Origin of the sequence: Citrobacter sp. Cf125, assembly GCF_030333935.1 — a bacterium.
Lineage (GTDB): Bacteria > Pseudomonadota > Gammaproteobacteria > Enterobacterales > Enterobacteriaceae > Citrobacter > Citrobacter freundii.
In genome coordinates this window covers 179,050-193,621 of sequence record NZ_JAOWEY010000025.1, presented here as the reverse complement: position 1 = coordinate 193,621, position 14,572 = coordinate 179,050, and the positions used below count along the sequence as shown (strand labels likewise).

Annotated in this window: 14 protein-coding genes; 3 read left to right on the top strand and 11 right to left on the bottom strand. The window is 53.4% G+C overall.

Annotated elements, in window-relative coordinates; translation table 11 throughout:
- Nucleotides 1-42 precede the first annotated feature (42 nt).
- The 7 genes from OGV89_RS17610 to queA all read right to left on the bottom strand — a co-directional run bounded on the left by OGV89_RS17610 (nt 43) and on the right by queA (nt 6,759).
- Entirely contained in the window at nt 43-735 is a 693-nt protein-coding gene (locus OGV89_RS17610) for a helix-turn-helix transcriptional regulator (RefSeq protein ID WP_003021558.1), read from the bottom strand.
- Between the two features lie 23 nt (nt 736-758).
- Nucleotides 759-1,124 (bottom strand): VOC family protein, encoded by a 366-nt coding sequence (locus OGV89_RS17605; RefSeq protein ID WP_003021554.1) that lies wholly within the window; start codon nt 1,122-1,124, stop codon nt 759-761.
- A gap of 169 nt (nt 1,125-1,293) precedes the next feature.
- A complete protein-coding gene (secF, locus tag OGV89_RS17600) occupies nt 1,294-2,265 on the bottom strand; it encodes a protein translocase subunit SecF (RefSeq protein ID WP_003021550.1) in 972 nt (323 codons plus the stop codon).
- A gap of 10 nt (nt 2,266-2,275) precedes the next feature.
- The gene (gene secD, locus OGV89_RS17595; protein WP_003021547.1) at nt 2,276-4,123 is read right to left on the bottom strand and encodes a protein translocase subunit SecD; all 1,848 of its coding nucleotides are present in this window, start codon (nt 4,121-4,123) and stop codon (nt 2,276-2,278) included.
- Nucleotides 4,124-4,150: 27 nt separating this feature from the next.
- Nucleotides 4,151-4,483, bottom strand: coding sequence for a preprotein translocase subunit YajC (gene yajC / locus OGV89_RS17590; protein WP_003021544.1), 333 nt, complete (start codon nt 4,481-4,483; stop codon nt 4,151-4,153).
- A gap of 22 nt (nt 4,484-4,505) precedes the next feature.
- A complete protein-coding gene (gene tgt / locus OGV89_RS17585) occupies nt 4,506-5,633 on the bottom strand; it encodes a tRNA guanosine(34) transglycosylase Tgt (RefSeq protein WP_003021535.1) in 1,128 nt (375 codons plus the stop codon).
- Between the two features lie 55 nt (nt 5,634-5,688).
- Complete coding sequence (gene queA / locus OGV89_RS17580) at nt 5,689-6,759, bottom strand: tRNA preQ1(34) S-adenosylmethionine ribosyltransferase-isomerase QueA (protein ID WP_003021529.1); 1,071 nt, start codon at nt 6,757-6,759, stop codon at nt 5,689-5,691.
- A 90-nt stretch (nt 6,760-6,849) separates the two neighbouring features.
- Between queA and acpH the strand changes: the two genes are divergently transcribed.
- A complete protein-coding gene (gene acpH / locus OGV89_RS17575) occupies nt 6,850-7,431 on the top strand; it encodes an ACP phosphodiesterase (RefSeq protein ID WP_003847601.1) in 582 nt (193 codons plus the stop codon).
- A 168-nt stretch (nt 7,432-7,599) separates the two neighbouring features.
- Nucleotides 7,600-8,202: a peroxiredoxin gene (locus OGV89_RS17570; RefSeq protein WP_003021524.1), complete on the top strand. Its 603-nt coding sequence runs from the start codon at nt 7,600-7,602 to the stop codon at nt 8,200-8,202.
- A 121-nt stretch (nt 8,203-8,323) separates the two neighbouring features.
- Here OGV89_RS17570 and OGV89_RS17565 read toward each other — a convergent pair whose 3' ends face one another.
- The 3 genes from OGV89_RS17565 to OGV89_RS17555 all read right to left on the bottom strand — a co-directional run bounded on the left by OGV89_RS17565 (nt 8,324) and on the right by OGV89_RS17555 (nt 11,574).
- On the bottom strand, nt 8,324-10,192 hold the full coding sequence (locus tag OGV89_RS17565; RefSeq protein ID WP_003021520.1) for an amidohydrolase: 1,869 nt from the start codon (nt 10,190-10,192) through the stop codon (nt 8,324-8,326).
- Nucleotides 10,193-10,213: 21 nt separating this feature from the next.
- Nucleotides 10,214-10,759 (bottom strand): antibiotic biosynthesis monooxygenase, encoded by a 546-nt coding sequence (locus OGV89_RS17560; RefSeq protein ID WP_003021516.1) that lies wholly within the window; start codon nt 10,757-10,759, stop codon nt 10,214-10,216.
- Nucleotides 10,760-10,932: 173 nt separating this feature from the next.
- Nucleotides 10,933-11,574: a hydrolase gene (locus tag OGV89_RS17555; protein WP_003021513.1), complete on the bottom strand. Its 642-nt coding sequence runs from the start codon at nt 11,572-11,574 to the stop codon at nt 10,933-10,935.
- 273 nt (nt 11,575-11,847) lie between these two features.
- Here OGV89_RS17555 and OGV89_RS17550 point away from each other — a divergent pair, with 273 nt between their 5' ends.
- The gene (locus tag OGV89_RS17550; protein ID WP_049002390.1) at nt 11,848-12,750 is read left to right on the top strand and encodes a LysR family transcriptional regulator; all 903 of its coding nucleotides are present in this window, start codon (nt 11,848-11,850) and stop codon (nt 12,748-12,750) included.
- Here OGV89_RS17550 and malZ read toward each other — a convergent pair.
- Nucleotides 12,744-14,561 (bottom strand): maltodextrin glucosidase, encoded by a 1,818-nt coding sequence (gene malZ, locus OGV89_RS17545; protein WP_286559042.1) that lies wholly within the window; start codon nt 14,559-14,561, stop codon nt 12,744-12,746. The two genes, OGV89_RS17550 and malZ, sit on opposite strands and share 7 nt — an antisense overlap.
- Between the last annotated feature and the right edge of the window lie 11 nt (nt 14,562-14,572).

Below are 14,572 nucleotides of genomic sequence, written 5' to 3'. Positions count from 1 at the left end.
AGACAATTTATCGCAAACAAGCCAGCTTAACCGCTGGCTTTTTTATGGCTGGTCTTCACAGCGTACTTTACGTAAAAAGTCACTTAGCGAACGATCCGCAGATTCGCGAAAGTGCCTGTCGAGTGGCGTGATCTTCAGACATCGATCAACGCGAAAACAACGATAATCATCACGCTTCTCGCACCAGCCAACCAGCAGCCAGTGCTCGCCCCAGAAAAATAATCCCAGCGGCTGAACGTCGCGCCACGAGAGGTTCCCGGACTCATCGCGATAATGCAGCGCCAGCACCTGCTGAGCTGAAACCGCGCGATGTATGAGATCGAACGCACTGCGTGAATGCGGCTGATTACCAAAATCTGGCGCGAAAATCCGCGTTTGCTCGGCTCTGCGCCGACTCTCTGGCGGCAATATCGCCAACACTTTTTCCTGTGCTGATTCCAGCGCCTGTGAGAGTGAATCCCCGCCCCATGTTTTCAGCAACCGAATCGCTACCATCAACGCTTCTGATTCGTGCTGGGTTAACATCAACGGCGGCAGATCAAACCCCGCCATTAAGCGGTATCCACTGCCCACTTCGCCTTCAATGGGCACGCCGGATAAAGAGAGATCGCGGATATCGCGATAAATCGTCCGTTCAGAAACTTCAAGACGTTCTGCCAGCAGCGCCGCCGTTGTCACTCGCCTGCCACGCAGGATTTGTACAATCTGAAACAAGCGGTCGGCGCGTCTGCTCATTTTAATCCTCAGTGCTGAAAATATTACGCGGGTTGATGTAAACCAACACGATTGCCTTCGCTGTCAGTAAATAGCGCAATCGTACCAATGTCCTGCCCCAGTTCGAGTGGGCCAAACACACACTGACCGCCAGCAGTGGCGACGCGTTCAAGCGTTGCCGCCAAATCGTCCGTATGCAGATAAATAATAGCGCCCTGCGCTGAAGGAGTAATACCGTCAAATTTAGCCAGCGCCCCGCCGGGAGCGGGATCCTGATGCGGAAATACGGCCAGCTCAGCGCAGTCCATATTTTCCCGACGCAAAGAAACCTGCATCACTGGTTCATAAAAAGCGATGGCGCGATCCATTTGTGCTACAGGGATTTCAAACCAATTAATTACGTTGCTCATACTTCCTCCTGCCTGTGTGGGTAATCTCAGAAGGACTATAAGACAGGGCTACTGACAGCATACTGTCAGTAGTGTGGCGACAGGAAAAGATAATTGCCTGTCGCTAATTCACAGGCAAAAAAAAATCCCGACCTTACGATCGGGATTCCAGTATCTTCACTCTTAATGGTTAAGGAAGAATCGACGGTTGATCCGCCCCTTCTTTCTCGACCTTCTGCTGCAGCATGTGCTCACGCTTCATACCCAGCTTCAGCGCCAGCGCCGATGCCACGTAGATAGAAGATGCGGTACCGATGGAAACACCGATCAGCATCGTCAGCGAGAAGCCTTCCAGTACCGGACCACCGAACAGGAACAGCATCAGAATAACCATCAACGTTGTACCGGACGTAATCAACGTACGGTGCAGCGTTTGAGTCAGTGACACGTTAAAGATTTCGTAAGGAGTACCGCGACGAATTTTGCGGAAGTTTTCACGAATACGGTCAGATACAACGATACTATCGTTCAGCGAGTAACCGATTACCGACATCAGTGATGCGACGATAGTCAGGTCAATCTCGATATGGAACAACGACAGGATCCCAAGTGTGATAATCACGTCGTGCGCCAGAGCGATAACCACCCCCGCCGCCAGTCGCCACTCAAAGCGGAAACCGACGTACACCAGGATGGAGATCAGCGCCGCCATCAGCGCCATCGCACCGGTTTGCGCCAGATCAGCCCCCACGCTCGGACCCACGAATTCAATTCGCTTCACCGCGGCGTTTTGGTTGGTGGATTCGTTAATCACACTCAACACTTTGCTGCCCAGCACCTGACCGCCGTCTGCACCTTCAGTTGGCGGCATACGTACCATAATGTCGTGGCTGCTGCCGAAGTTCTGCAGAAGCGGATCAACGAAGCCCGCTTTCTCCAGTGCATCGCGCATCACGTCCATATCGGCCGGTTTTTCCAGCGTGATTTCAATAACCGTACCACCGGTGAAATCGAGACCCCAGTTAAACCCGCGTACGCCCATCACCACGATGGCCGCAATCAGCAGGAAACCTGAAATGCCGAAAGCCCAGTAGTCCCAGCGCATAAAGTCCCAGACTTTACGGCCGTGGTTTAATTGTTCAACAGTATATTCCTGTGCCACTTCGCACTCCTCAGATTGACAGCTTTTTGACGCGCTTGCCGCCATACAACAGGTTTACGATGGCACGTGTACCGACAATCGCGGTAAACATCGACGTCGCCACACCAATACCGGTAGTAATCGCGAACCCTTTAATTGCCCCGGTGCCAACTGCGTACAGGATGATGACCTTGATCAGCGTCGTAATGTTCGCATCAAAGATGGAGCTAAATGCGCCCGCATAACCTTCGTTGATGGCCTGCTGCACCGAACGCCCGTTACTCAACTCTTCTTTGATACGTTCGTTGATCAGTACGTTCGCATCGACCGCGACGGCAAGGGTTAAGACAATCCCCGCAATCCCCGGCATACTTAGCGTAGCGCCCGGCAGCAACGACATAATACCGACAATCAATACCAGGTTAGCAATCAGCGCACTGGTCGCAATCAGACCGAACTTCTTATAGAAGAAGATCATGAACAGGATAGACACCACCAGACCGGCCAGACACGCTTCCAGACCCTGTTTAATGTTCTGCATACCCAGGGTTGGGCCGATGGTACGTTCTTCCACAATCTGAATCGGCGCAATCAACGCACCGGCACGTAACAGCAGAGAAAGCTGACGCGCTTCGTTCGGGTTGTTGATACCGGTGATACGGAAGCTGTTACCCAGGCGAGACTGGATATTGGCAATGTTAATCACCTCTTCCTGTTTCACCAGTACTGCACGACCGTTAGCATCTTTCTTACCGCTGTCTTTGTACTCCACGAACAGGGTCGCCATCGGCTTACCGATGTTGTCCTTGGTGAAGTTGGACATGATGTTACCACCCGCGCTATCCAGCGAGATGTTAACCTGCGGCTGATTGTATTCGTCCTGGCTGGAAGTGGAGTCGGTGATATGGTCACCGGTCAGGATCACGCGCTTGTACAGCACAACAGGCTGACCTTCACGAGACTGTTTCACTTCCGAATCACCCGGAACACGACCCGATGCTGCAGCGGACTGGTCAACGTTGGTGTTTACCAGACGGAACTCCAGCGTCGCGGTTGCGCCCAGAATTTCTTTCGCACGCGCGGTATCCTGAATACCCGGCAGTTCGACCACGATGCGGTCAGCGCCCTGACGTTGTACCACCGGCTCAGCAACACCCAGTTGGTTAACACGATTACGCAGAATGTTGATGTTCTGCTGTACCGCGTACTCACGGGCTTCGCTCAGGCGCGCATCGGTCATTACAGCACGCAGTGCATTGCTGCCCTGGCTGGAAATAACCAGATCCTGGTGACGTTTGCTCAAGTAAGAGATAGCTTCATCACGGGCGCTGCTATCACGGAAAGTGATGCTCAGACCGTAGTTATCTTCTTTGCGAACGGTAGTATAAGGAATGCCTTTTTCACGCAGATCGCTGCGCAGGCTATCGATATTTTGTTCCTGCAACTTACTCAGCGCGGTATCCATATCCACTTCCATCAGGAAGTGAACGCCGCCACGCAGGTCAAGACCGAGTTTCATCGGTTCTGCATGAATGGCAGCCAGCCAACGCGGGGTTGCCGGAGCAAGGTTAAGCGCCACGACGTACTGATCGCCCAGTACGCCCATTAATACTTCACGTGCGCGCAGTTGGGTATCAGTGGAGTCGAAGCGCGCGAGAATAGCACCCTCTTCCAGAGCCACAGACTTAGGTGTGATTTTATCTTCTTGTAACGTTTTCTGGACCTGGATCAGCGTTTGCTCACTGGCGGCGGCACCGCGCACGCCAGTGATTTGAACAGCCGGATCCTCACCATACAGGTTGGGAAGCGCATAGAGCAGACCGACGACAATAACGACGATCAGCATGACATACTTCCACAAAGGATAACGGTTTAACACGGCAGTTCCCTTTGGGAAAACAATAAATTACAGCGCCTTCATGGTGCCTTTCGGCAGAACGGCAGCTACGAAATCACGTTTAATAACCACTTCAGTGGTGTCGTTCAGCGCGATAGCGATGTAGCCAGATTCTGCTACTTTGGTCACGCGACCCACCAGACCACCGTTAGTCAGCACTTCATCGCCTTTCGCAATGGAGTTCATCAGATTTTTGTGTTCTTTGGTACGCTTTTGCTGCGGGCGCAGGATCATGAAGTAGAAAATCAGACCAAACACCACCAGCATCAGAATCAGAGACATCGGGCTGCCCTGCGCCGGAGCACCTGTTGCCGCTACCGCATCAGAAATAAAAAAGCTCATTCAAATTCCCTCATTATTAAAATTAATCAACGTTCACAGGTGGAACTGGTCTACCCTGACGTTGGTAAAAATCGGTCACGAAGCTCTCTAATTTACCCTCTTCAATAGCCTTGCGTAAACCCGCCATCAAACGCTGGTAGTAGCGAAGGTTATGAATCGTGTTGAGACGCGCGCCCAATATTTCGTTGCAACGGTCGAGATGATGCAAGTAAGCGCGCGAATAATTGCGACAGGTGTAGCAATCACACTCAGCATCGAGCGGACTGGTGTCGCTTTTATGTTTCGCGTTACGAATTTTTACCACGCCGTCAGTCACAAACAAATGACCATTACGGGCATTTCGCGTTGGCATCACACAGTCAAACATATCGATACCGCGACGCACGCCTTCAACCAGATCTTCTGGTTTACCGACGCCCATCAGGTAACGCGGTTTATCTGCCGGAATCTGCGGGCAAACATGTTCCAGAATGCGGTGCATATCTTCCTTCGGCTCACCGACAGCCAAACCGCCGACAGCGTAGCCATCAAAGCCGATATCTACCAGACCTTTGACGGAGATATCACGTAAATCTTCGTAAACACTGCCCTGAATGATGCCAAAAAGCGCATTTTTGTTGCCGAGGCTATCAAAACGGTCACGGCTGCGCTTCGCCCAACGCAGAGACATCTCCATCGAGCGTTTAGCATAGTCCCAGTCGGCCGGATACGGTGTACATTCGTCGAAGATCATCACGATATCGGAACCGAGATCGTATTGAATCTCCATCGACTTCTCGGGATCGAGGAAAATCGGATCGCCGTTGATCGGGTTACGGAAATGCACGCCTTGTTCGGTTATCTTCCGGATATCGCCCAGGCTGAACACCTGGAAGCCGCCGGAATCGGTGAGGATCGGCCCTTTCCACTGCATAAAATCGTGCAGATCGCCGTGCAGTTTCATGATTTCCTGCCCCGGTCGTAGCCACAGGTGGAAAGTGTTGCCGAGGATGATCTGTGCGCCGGTCGCTTCAACTTCTTCCGGCGTCATGCCTTTTACTGTGCCGTAAGTACCGACCGGCATAAAAGCAGGCGTTTCTACTACGCCACGATCAAAAACCAGGCGGCCGCGGCGAGCGCGACCGTCTGTGGTATCCAGTTCAAATTTCATCTTCACTCCTGCGTCAGAAAAACAGTCCGACGTTTTAAACACTCATGCCGGAAACTTATTCCCCGACACGCTCAGAAATAGCCTGCGGATTGTACGTGATAAACATCGCATCCCCGTAACTAAAAAAGCGATATTCCGCTTTTACCGCTTCATGATAGGCGTGCATGGTGTTTTTATAACCAGCAAATGCGGAAACCAGCATAATCAGTGTCGATTCCGGCAGGTGGAAGTTGGTGACCAGAGCATCAATCACCTGATATTTATAGCCTGGATAAATAAAGATTTGTGTATCGCCGAAGAACGGCTCGATTAGATCGTTTTTGGCCGCCTGCGCCGCACTTTCCAGTGAACGTACGGAGGTGGTGCCCACCGCAATCACACGGTTACCGCGCGCTTTCGCCGCCAGCACCGCGTCCACCACATCCTGCGGCACTTCCGCATATTCGGAGTGCATAATGTGGTCTTCAATAGTGTCTACGCGCACCGGCTGGAAAGTACCTGCTCCAACGTGCAGGGTGACGAACGCCATTTCAATGCCTTTATCGCGCAGTTTAGCCAGCAGCGGATCGTCAAAATGCAGACCCGCGGTCGGCGCAGCGACGGCACCCGGTTTTTCGCTGTACACGGTCTGGTACAGCTCGCGGTCGGCGTCTTCATCCGGACGGTCGATATACGGCGGCAACGGCATATGGCCAATCGCGTTGAGGATATCCAGCACGCTGCGTTCGTCGTTAAACTCAACTTCAAACAGCGCGTCATGGCGCGCCACCATCGTTGCTTTAATGCTTTCGTCATCGCCCAGCAGCAGCTCGGCGCCCGGTTTCGGCGCTTTCGAGGCACGAATATGCGCCAGAATACGTTTGTCATCCAGCATACGCTCGACCAGCACTTCAATTTTACCGCCGCTGGCTTTACGACCAAACAGACGCGCAGGAATAACGCGGGTGTTGTTAAAGACCAGCAAATCGCCAGGGTTGAGCTTATCGAGCAAATCGGTGAAAGTACCGTGCGTCAGCGCGCCCGTCGGCCCGTCCAAAGACAGCAAGCGACAGCTACTGCGCTCAGCTTGCGGATAGTGGGCAATCAGGGATTCGGGTAGTTCAAAGGTGAAATCGGTAACGCGCATGACACTGACTCAGACTAAAATAAGAGGCGGGTAGTCTAGTGCCGGGGCGTTCTCCCTGCAACCTTTACCCCTCTGGATAAACATTTAACTATGAATTTTCTTGCACATTTGCATCTCGCTCACCTTGCCGACAGCTCGCTTTCCGGCAATCTGCTGGCCGATTTTGTCCGGGGTAATCCGGAAACGCACTACTCGCCTGATGTGGTAGAAGGCATCTTCATGCATCGTCGTATCGACGTGATGACAGATAACCTGCCGCAGGTGCGTGAAGCCAAAGAATGGTTTCGTAGCGAAACGCGCCGCGTCGCGCCGATTACGCTGGATGTCATGTGGGATCATTTTCTGTCGCGCCACTGGTCGGAGATCTCCCCTGAGTTCCCGCTGACGGACTTTGTGCGCTATGCCCGTACCCAGGTAACCACTATTTTGCCAGAATCGCCGCCACGCTTTATCAATCTGAATAACTATATATGGTCAGAGAAATGGCTTGAGCGCTACCGGGACATGGATTTTATCCAGAACGTCCTGAACGGCATGGCCAGCCGCCGTCCACGGCTCGATGCCCTACGCGACTCATGGTATGACCTCAATACGCATTACGATGCGTTAGAAGAACGATTCTGGCAGTTTTATCCGCAAATGATGGACCTGGCGCGGCGTAAAACCCTTTGATTGCAACCCGCATTCCCCGCCGGATAAGCCGTAGCCGTCATCCGGCAAAAGATTGATAGACAAAACCTGTCTCATTGATTGCCAGCGCCTCTTTGTCTTATTCACGAACACTCTCTATACTGGCCCGCGTTGCGTTCCAAAAACCCCTTAACATTGCAGGAGAATTATATGGTACTGGTAACTCGTCAGGCTCCGGATTTCACAGCAGCTGCGGTACTGGGTAGCGGTGAGATCGTTGAAAACTTCAACTTCAAACAGCATACCAACGGTAAAACTACCGTTCTGTTCTTCTGGCCGATGGACTTCACCTTCGTTTGCCCGTCTGAACTGATCGCATTCGACAAACGTTACGAAGAATTCCAGAAGCGCGGCGTTGAAGTTGTTGGCGTTTCCTTCGACTCTGAATTTGTCCACAACGCATGGCGTAACACCCCTGTCGACAAAGGCGGCATCGGTGCAGTGAAATACGCAATGGTTGCTGACATCAAACGCGAAATCCAGAAAGCCTACGGCATCGAGCACCCGGAAGCTGGCGTTGCTCTGCGCGGTTCTTTCCTGATCGACGCTAACGGCGTTGTTCGCCACCAGGTGGTTAACGATCTGCCGCTGGGTCGTAACATCGACGAAATGCTGCGCATGGTTGACGCGCTGCAGTTCCACGAAGAGCACGGCGACGTATGCCCGGCACAGTGGGAAAAAGGTAAAGAAGGTATGAACGCGTCTCCGGACGGCGTAGCAAAATACCTGACCGAGAACGTTTCCAGCCTGTAATTGGCATGAATCGACAAAAGGCCCGCTAGTGCGGGCCTTTTTTATTGTTCGTAGGTCAGGTAGGCAATTGCGTCACTCTCTGTAAGTATCACCCGCGACAATACACTTATCCAAACCACAATTAAAACGCGAAGCAGGAACAGCCAAGCGCGCCCCAGAAAGCCCGGTCATCTGACACCGGAATGCCTGATTGACGCGCAATATCATGCTGATGACCGTGTACGCCACAGCTACCACAGCACTGATGCATCTGCACCATTGCGCCAATTTTAGCCGCAGCAGGCGGCGCTGAGCGATAGTGCCCCGGCACCTTCACCACCGGCGACCAGTCCGGCACAACTGGGATGGCTGGTGGTGCCAGCGGGGTGAAATGCCCTGCCGCATACACGACTTTGCCATCGACAATGGTCATCACTGACTCAATGCCTTTGATCTCTTCTTCCGCCACGTTGAAGTAATCTTTAGACAGCACCACCAGGTCGGCCAGTTGATCTTTCTCGATTCGCCCTTTCTTACCCTGCTCACTGGAGAACCAGGCGCTGCCAGCGGTCCACAGTTCCAGCGCCACGTCGCGCGGCAAGCGGTTGTTATCATCGTACATCGCCATACCGCCAACGGTGCGGCCCGAAACCAGCCAGTAGAGCGCGGTCCACGGGTTGTAGCTAGCCACACGGGTGGCGTCAGTCCCCAGCCCTACCGGAACTTCAGCCGCCAGCATTTTCGCCACCGGCGGCGTGTGTTTGACCGCATCTTTGCCATAACGATCGACAAAATATTCGCCCTGGAACGCCATTCGGTGCTGAACAGCAATCCCGCCGCCCAGCGCTTTAACGCGCTCGATATTCCGTTCAGTAATGGTTTCGGCATGATCGAAGAACCAGTGCAGGCCATTGAACGGGATATCACGATTCACCTTCTCAAACACGTCCAACATGCGGCTGATAGATTCATCGTAGGTGGCGTGCAGGCGGAACGGCCAGCGGTGCTCCACCAGGTGTCGCACCACGCGCTCCAGCTCATCTTCCATACCCTCCGGCAGGTCCGGGCGCGGCTGGAGAAAATCTTCAAAATCCGCTGCCGAAAAGACCAGCATTTCCCCGGCCCCATTGGCGCGGTAGAAGTCGGTTCCCTGCCCCGGTTTGAGCATATCGGTCCAACGTTCAAAGTCTTCCAGTTCCTGTTTTGGACGCTGGGTAAACAGGTTGTAGGCAATACGCACAGTCATCTGCTTGTTGGCGTGTAACTGCTCAATGATCTCGTAATCTTCCGGATAGTTCTGGAAGCCGCCGCCCGCATCGATGGCACTGGTCAGCCCCAGACGGTTCAGTTCACGCATAAACTGGCGGGTCGAGTTAACCTGCATTTCCAGCGGCAGTTTGGGTCCTTTTGCCAGCGTCGAATAAAGGATCATGGCGTTTGGTTTAGCGATCAACATCCCGGTCGGGTTGCCGTTGCTATCACGCACAATCTCACCGCCCGCCGGATCCGGCGTCGCTTTGGTGTAGCCGACGGCTTTCAGCGCAGCGCGGTTCAGCAAAGCCCGGTCGTAGAGATGCAGAACAAAAACCGGGGTATCCGGAGCAGCTTCATTTAGTTCTTCCAGGGTTGGCATGCGACGTTCGGCAAACTGGAATTCGCTCCAGCCGCCCACCACGCGTACCCATTGCGGCGACGGCGTTCTGTCCGCCTGGTCTTTGAGCATACGTAGGGCGTCCGCCAGCGACGGCACGCCTTCCCAACGTAATTCCAGGTTGTAATTCAGTCCACCACGAATAAGGTGCAGGTGCGAATCGTTCAGGCCCGGGATCACCGTATGTCCTTGCAGATCGACAACCTGCGTCCCTTCGGCAGCAAAGCTCATTACCCGCTCGTGGCTACCGGTCGCCAGGATCTTTCCGTTGGCAATCGCCACCGCCTCGACCTGCGGGCGTTGCCTATCGAGAGTATGAATTTTTCCGTGAGTCAGAATCAGTGTGGCAGTTTGAGACATAACAATCTCCTGAGATACCGGTCAGGCTTTTTTCAGCCATCCGGCAAACAGACGGGTTACGATGGGCATCCAGAACCAGACCACCAGCGCAACCACACAGGCATCATTGATGAGATGCAGGAGTAACGAGCCCTTCATTGCAGGCAGCACAATGCCGGTCAACCACGGCACCAGATTGGTGCTAGGAAATATCACCAGCAGGGTTATCAGAAACTGTTTCCAGCGTTTGGGCTGGCGTACATGGGGCGCTGGCGGCGTAAACCAGAATGCCGCTTCGGTACGAATTTCGGTTTTATCACCTTCCGCCAGCAGTGGGACGATCTCTTCCACCAGCACGCGGCGCGTATCAGACTGGGTCCAGTTATACAGATGCTCAAGCGTGTCGAAGCGAATAATGATATTCCACAGGTTGTCGCCATCCGCAGGGCGAATCACGTTCGCCCCGAGATGACCGGGAAACTCGGCCGCCACCGGCATAATTTTCCCCAGCCATTGCTCATACCGCTGCGCCTGCTCAGGCAGCAGGGTGTGGGTAATCACCAACGTCACATGTTTGTTCTGCGCCATGAAGGATTCCTTGTTGAGAGGAAACAGGCCGCTTAGGCCAGGAAAGCAATACACAAAATCATTCATGGTGCATCGAGGCGGCAAGGTTGTGGATCCCCGGGAGCTTACATAAGTCAGTGACTGGGGTACGCAAGCGAAGCCAACAAAGATGCAACATGAAGGATGACGTGTATTTAGGCTTTACGTTCTGGCGCGCCATGCACCATGGTATAGGCATAATCCACGCCCATACCGTAGGCACCGCTGTGCTCGCGTACCAGATCCATGACGGCGTCGTAGGTTTCTTTGCGAGACCAGTCGCGCTGATACTCAAGAAGAACCTGTTGCCAGGTTACGGGTACGGCACCAGCCTGTACCATGCGGTCGATAGAACGCTCATGGGCATCCACGGACGTGCCGCCGGAAGTGTCGGTCACCACATATACTTCATAACCCGCTTCCAGCGCCATCAGTGCCGGGAAAGTCAGGCAGACTTCGGTCCACAGCGCGGAGATAATCAGTTTTTTACGCCCAGTCGCTTCCACGGCCTTCACAAACGCCGCATCTTCCCAGGAGTTCATTGAGGTGCGTTCAATGGGTTTTACATCAGGATGAACCGCTAACAGTTCTGGCCAGATATATCCGCTAAAACTTTTCGTTTCTACAGAAGTATAAATCACCGGAACATTGAATATTTTCCCGGCTTTCGCTAATGCCACGGTATTATTTTTTAAAGTCTGGCGATCGATATTCGCTACACCAAATGACATTTGCGGCTGATGATCAATAAAAATAAGCGTAGAGTTTTGAGGGTCAATCAGTTCCCGAATAGACATATCACACCTTCTTAATCAATAAGTTAAAAGGCAACGGTCTGTATCTGCCGTCAGCAGCAGGATCCTGAATCAGAAAGCTTGTTGAGTATAGCGGGAAATTTCTAACGAGTTATTAAAGAAAACTTACCATCCTGTGAAACTATTAATTCTGTGTTGCGATATATCCTAAACAACATCAAAAAAATGCGCATGATTCATCTAATTTATTCACTGGCATTGTTTTTCTTCATTCGGTACAACAGAAGGGTTTAATTTTCAGGATCTTTTCTGGCTATGCGCATTAATCTGGATGTTTTGCTTATTCTCGACGCACTCGACAAACAGGGTTCATTTGCCGCGGCGGCCGAATCGCTGTTTAAAACGCCTGCGGCACTCAGCTATATGATTCAAAAGCTGGAAAGCGACCTGAATATCGAGTTGCTTGACCGTTCCGGACACCGGGCTAAATTTACCGACACCGGACAGATGATGCTGGAAAAGGGACGTTTATTGCTAAGTGCGGCAAAAGATCTCGAAAAACAGGCGGTACAGCTGAGTTCAGGCTGGGAAAAAGAGCTGGCGATTGCGCTGGACGACTCCTTTCCTTTCGCCTCGCTGTTACCCATTATCGATGAATTTCACGCGCTGAATAAGCAAACCCGCCTCAGTTTTACCCATCATACGCTGGCGGGTTCCTGGGAGGAGCTGACCCATAATGGAGCAGATATTATTCTGGGGGCGATTAATGAACCACCAACGTCAGCGGCCTGGTCCTACAAAATGCTCGGTACATTGGACAATGTGTTTGTCGTTGCGCCTGAGCATCCGCTGGCCGCAGCACCTGATGGCCTGACCAACGAGCAGTTGTGCCTGCATCGGGCGATTGTTATCAGCGACAGCGCCCGCTTCTGCCATCCGTTACAAACCAATCTGCTGGAGGAGCAGGCGCAGATCCGTGTCGATGACTTCCACAGTAAAGTGATGCTACTGCGAGCCGGCATGGGCTGCGGATTTCTCCCCCGCCATATTGCCAGCCCGTGGCTTGCTACGGGCGAGCTGGTGGAAAAAACAGTTATCTCATTTCGCCAAAAAGACGTGGCCTATATGGCATGGCGTAATAACCGTGATGGGCTGGCGCAGCGCTGGTGGCGAGACGCGCTGCTGGCAAGCCCGGCGATTGCGCACTTATATCAATGACCTGACCATACAGAGGCGGAAATCGCCGGCAACGTCAGGATATCGTCGGCAAGCACACCTTTGCCTTCTTTGTGCTGCCAATGACTCACGCTCAGTAATGGCGAGGCTGGCAGGACCACTTCACAAGCCTGGCCACGGTTAATCGCCACTAACACGCGCTGGCGGTTTAGCACCCGTACAAACACCACCACGTTATCCTCGGCGTAAATCACCTGACAACCACCGTGGCGTAGCGCCTGGCTCTGGTGGCGTAATTTTGCCAGCCGCTGGTACAACGCCAGCAGGTTAACGTCCTGTTTTTCAGGCTGCCATGGGAAAGGTTTGCGGCAAAACGGATCGTTGTTGCCATCCAGCCCCACTTCGTCGCCGTAGTAAATACAGGGCACGCCAGGCCAGGTAAATAGCCACACCACCGCCAGCGGTAAACGTGCGACGTCTTTACCGAGCAGAGACTTAAAGCGAGCGGTATCGTGGCTGTCGAGCTGGTTAAACATGCGCAATTGCTGTTGATGCGACAACCCCGCGCGGTAGTTATCCATCCAGGCCATACAGGTCTGAGCGTCAATAGATTGTGGGTCGTATGAAATATCGGTATTGGCGAGGAATCCCCAGAGAGGGAAAGTAAAGCCGCGATAGTTCATGGCGGCATCTTCCGCGTCGGCCTGCAACCACTGGCGAGCATCGCCAAAATGTTCACCCACCACATACGCCTCTGGCTGGGTTTCTTTAGCCGCCTGCGTAATGCCGGCCACGTGTTGTAGGTTGTTACGTGCGCCTCCTGCCTCTCCCAGCATGTGCACCACATCAAGACGCCAGCCGTCCATACTCCACGGCGCTTTCAGCCAGTGACGGACGATACTGTCTTCGCCGCGATAAATTTCATTTACCAGGCTTTCCGAAGAAAAGTCCAGCTTGGGCAGGCTAGAATACCCCAGCCAGTCGAGCGCAACGCCGTCGGCTGAGAAATGATACCAGTCGCGCCAGGGGGATTCTGGGTTATGGCACGCCCCATCCGTTCCCCTACTATGCCGGTCAAACCAGGCGTGCGAATCGCCGCTATGGTTAAAAACACCGTCCAGAATCAAGCGCATGCCCTGCTGTTGGGTGTTGTGCCGCAGGCGTAGCAGCGCCGTGTCGCCGCCAAATTGCGGATCAACATGACGGTAATCTTCGGTATCGTATTTATGCACGCTCGGCGCGGTAAACACAGGATTCAGGTACAGCGCCGTGACCCCTAACGTTTTCAGGTACGGTAGCTTTTCGCTGATGCCGTCCAAATCGCCGCCATAGAACGTGGAGCCACCGGCCTGAGCCGTAAGCGGTTCGTCCCATTCGCGCCGCACGATGTCGTGCCCGGCCGCGTGATGGTAATAGACGTTATCCTGGCCCGCTTCACGCGACTGGCTGCGGGCAAAACGGTCCGGGAAAATTTGGTAAAAGACCTGGTCAGCGACCCACTGCGGACCGTTATCCGGCACATCGACGGCAAACTGCTCCAGACGCGCAGGCGGAAAACGGCTGAATCCCTGTGGGGTGAACCACAACTGACGATCGAGCCAAAGTAATTTAAAGCTATAGCGTCGACGAGGCTGCCCGCTGGAGAGATCGATCGCCGCTCGCCACGCGGTCACGCCCGGCTGCGGCTGGCTGCGCTGCTTGTGCATAGCCAGCGAAATTTCTTCGTTATCGTTTTCTGCGCGTAGCGTCACCCGCTGGGGTGGATTTTCCCCCGCCAGCCATAATGTAATCGTCAGTTGATCTTTGTTTTGCTTAACAAATGGGGCAACCGGAAGGTGCCAGGCGTTCAACATCACGTATCCCC

Coding starts and splice junctions, on each gene's coding strand:
- tgt (WP_003021535.1), bottom strand. CDS start 5,633: ATGAAATTTGAACTGGATACCACAGACGGTCGCGCTCGCCGCGGCCGC.
- OGV89_RS17555 (WP_003021513.1), bottom strand. CDS start 11,574: ATGTCTATTCGGGAACTGATTGACCCTCAAAACTCTACGCTTATTTTT.
- queA (WP_003021529.1), bottom strand. CDS start 6,759: ATGCGCGTTACCGATTTCACCTTTGAACTACCCGAATCCCTGATTGCC.
- malZ (WP_286559042.1), bottom strand. CDS start 14,561: ATGTTGAACGCCTGGCACCTTCCGGTTGCCCCATTTGTTAAGCAAAAC.
- OGV89_RS17565 (WP_003021520.1), bottom strand. CDS start 10,192: ATGTCTCAAACTGCCACACTGATTCTGACTCACGGAAAAATTCATACT.
- OGV89_RS17560 (WP_003021516.1), bottom strand. CDS start 10,759: ATGGCGCAGAACAAACATGTGACGTTGGTGATTACCCACACCCTGCTG.
- OGV89_RS17605 (WP_003021554.1), bottom strand. CDS start 1,124: ATGAGCAACGTAATTAATTGGTTTGAAATCCCTGTAGCACAAATGGAT.
- acpH (WP_003847601.1), top strand. CDS start 6,850: ATGAATTTTCTTGCACATTTGCATCTCGCTCACCTTGCCGACAGCTCG.
- OGV89_RS17550 (WP_049002390.1), top strand. CDS start 11,848: ATGCGCATTAATCTGGATGTTTTGCTTATTCTCGACGCACTCGACAAA.
- OGV89_RS17610 (WP_003021558.1), bottom strand. CDS start 735: ATGAGCAGACGCGCCGACCGCTTGTTTCAGATTGTACAAATCCTGCGT.
- OGV89_RS17570 (WP_003021524.1), top strand. CDS start 7,600: ATGGTACTGGTAACTCGTCAGGCTCCGGATTTCACAGCAGCTGCGGTA.
- yajC (WP_003021544.1), bottom strand. CDS start 4,483: ATGAGCTTTTTTATTTCTGATGCGGTAGCGGCAACAGGTGCTCCGGCG.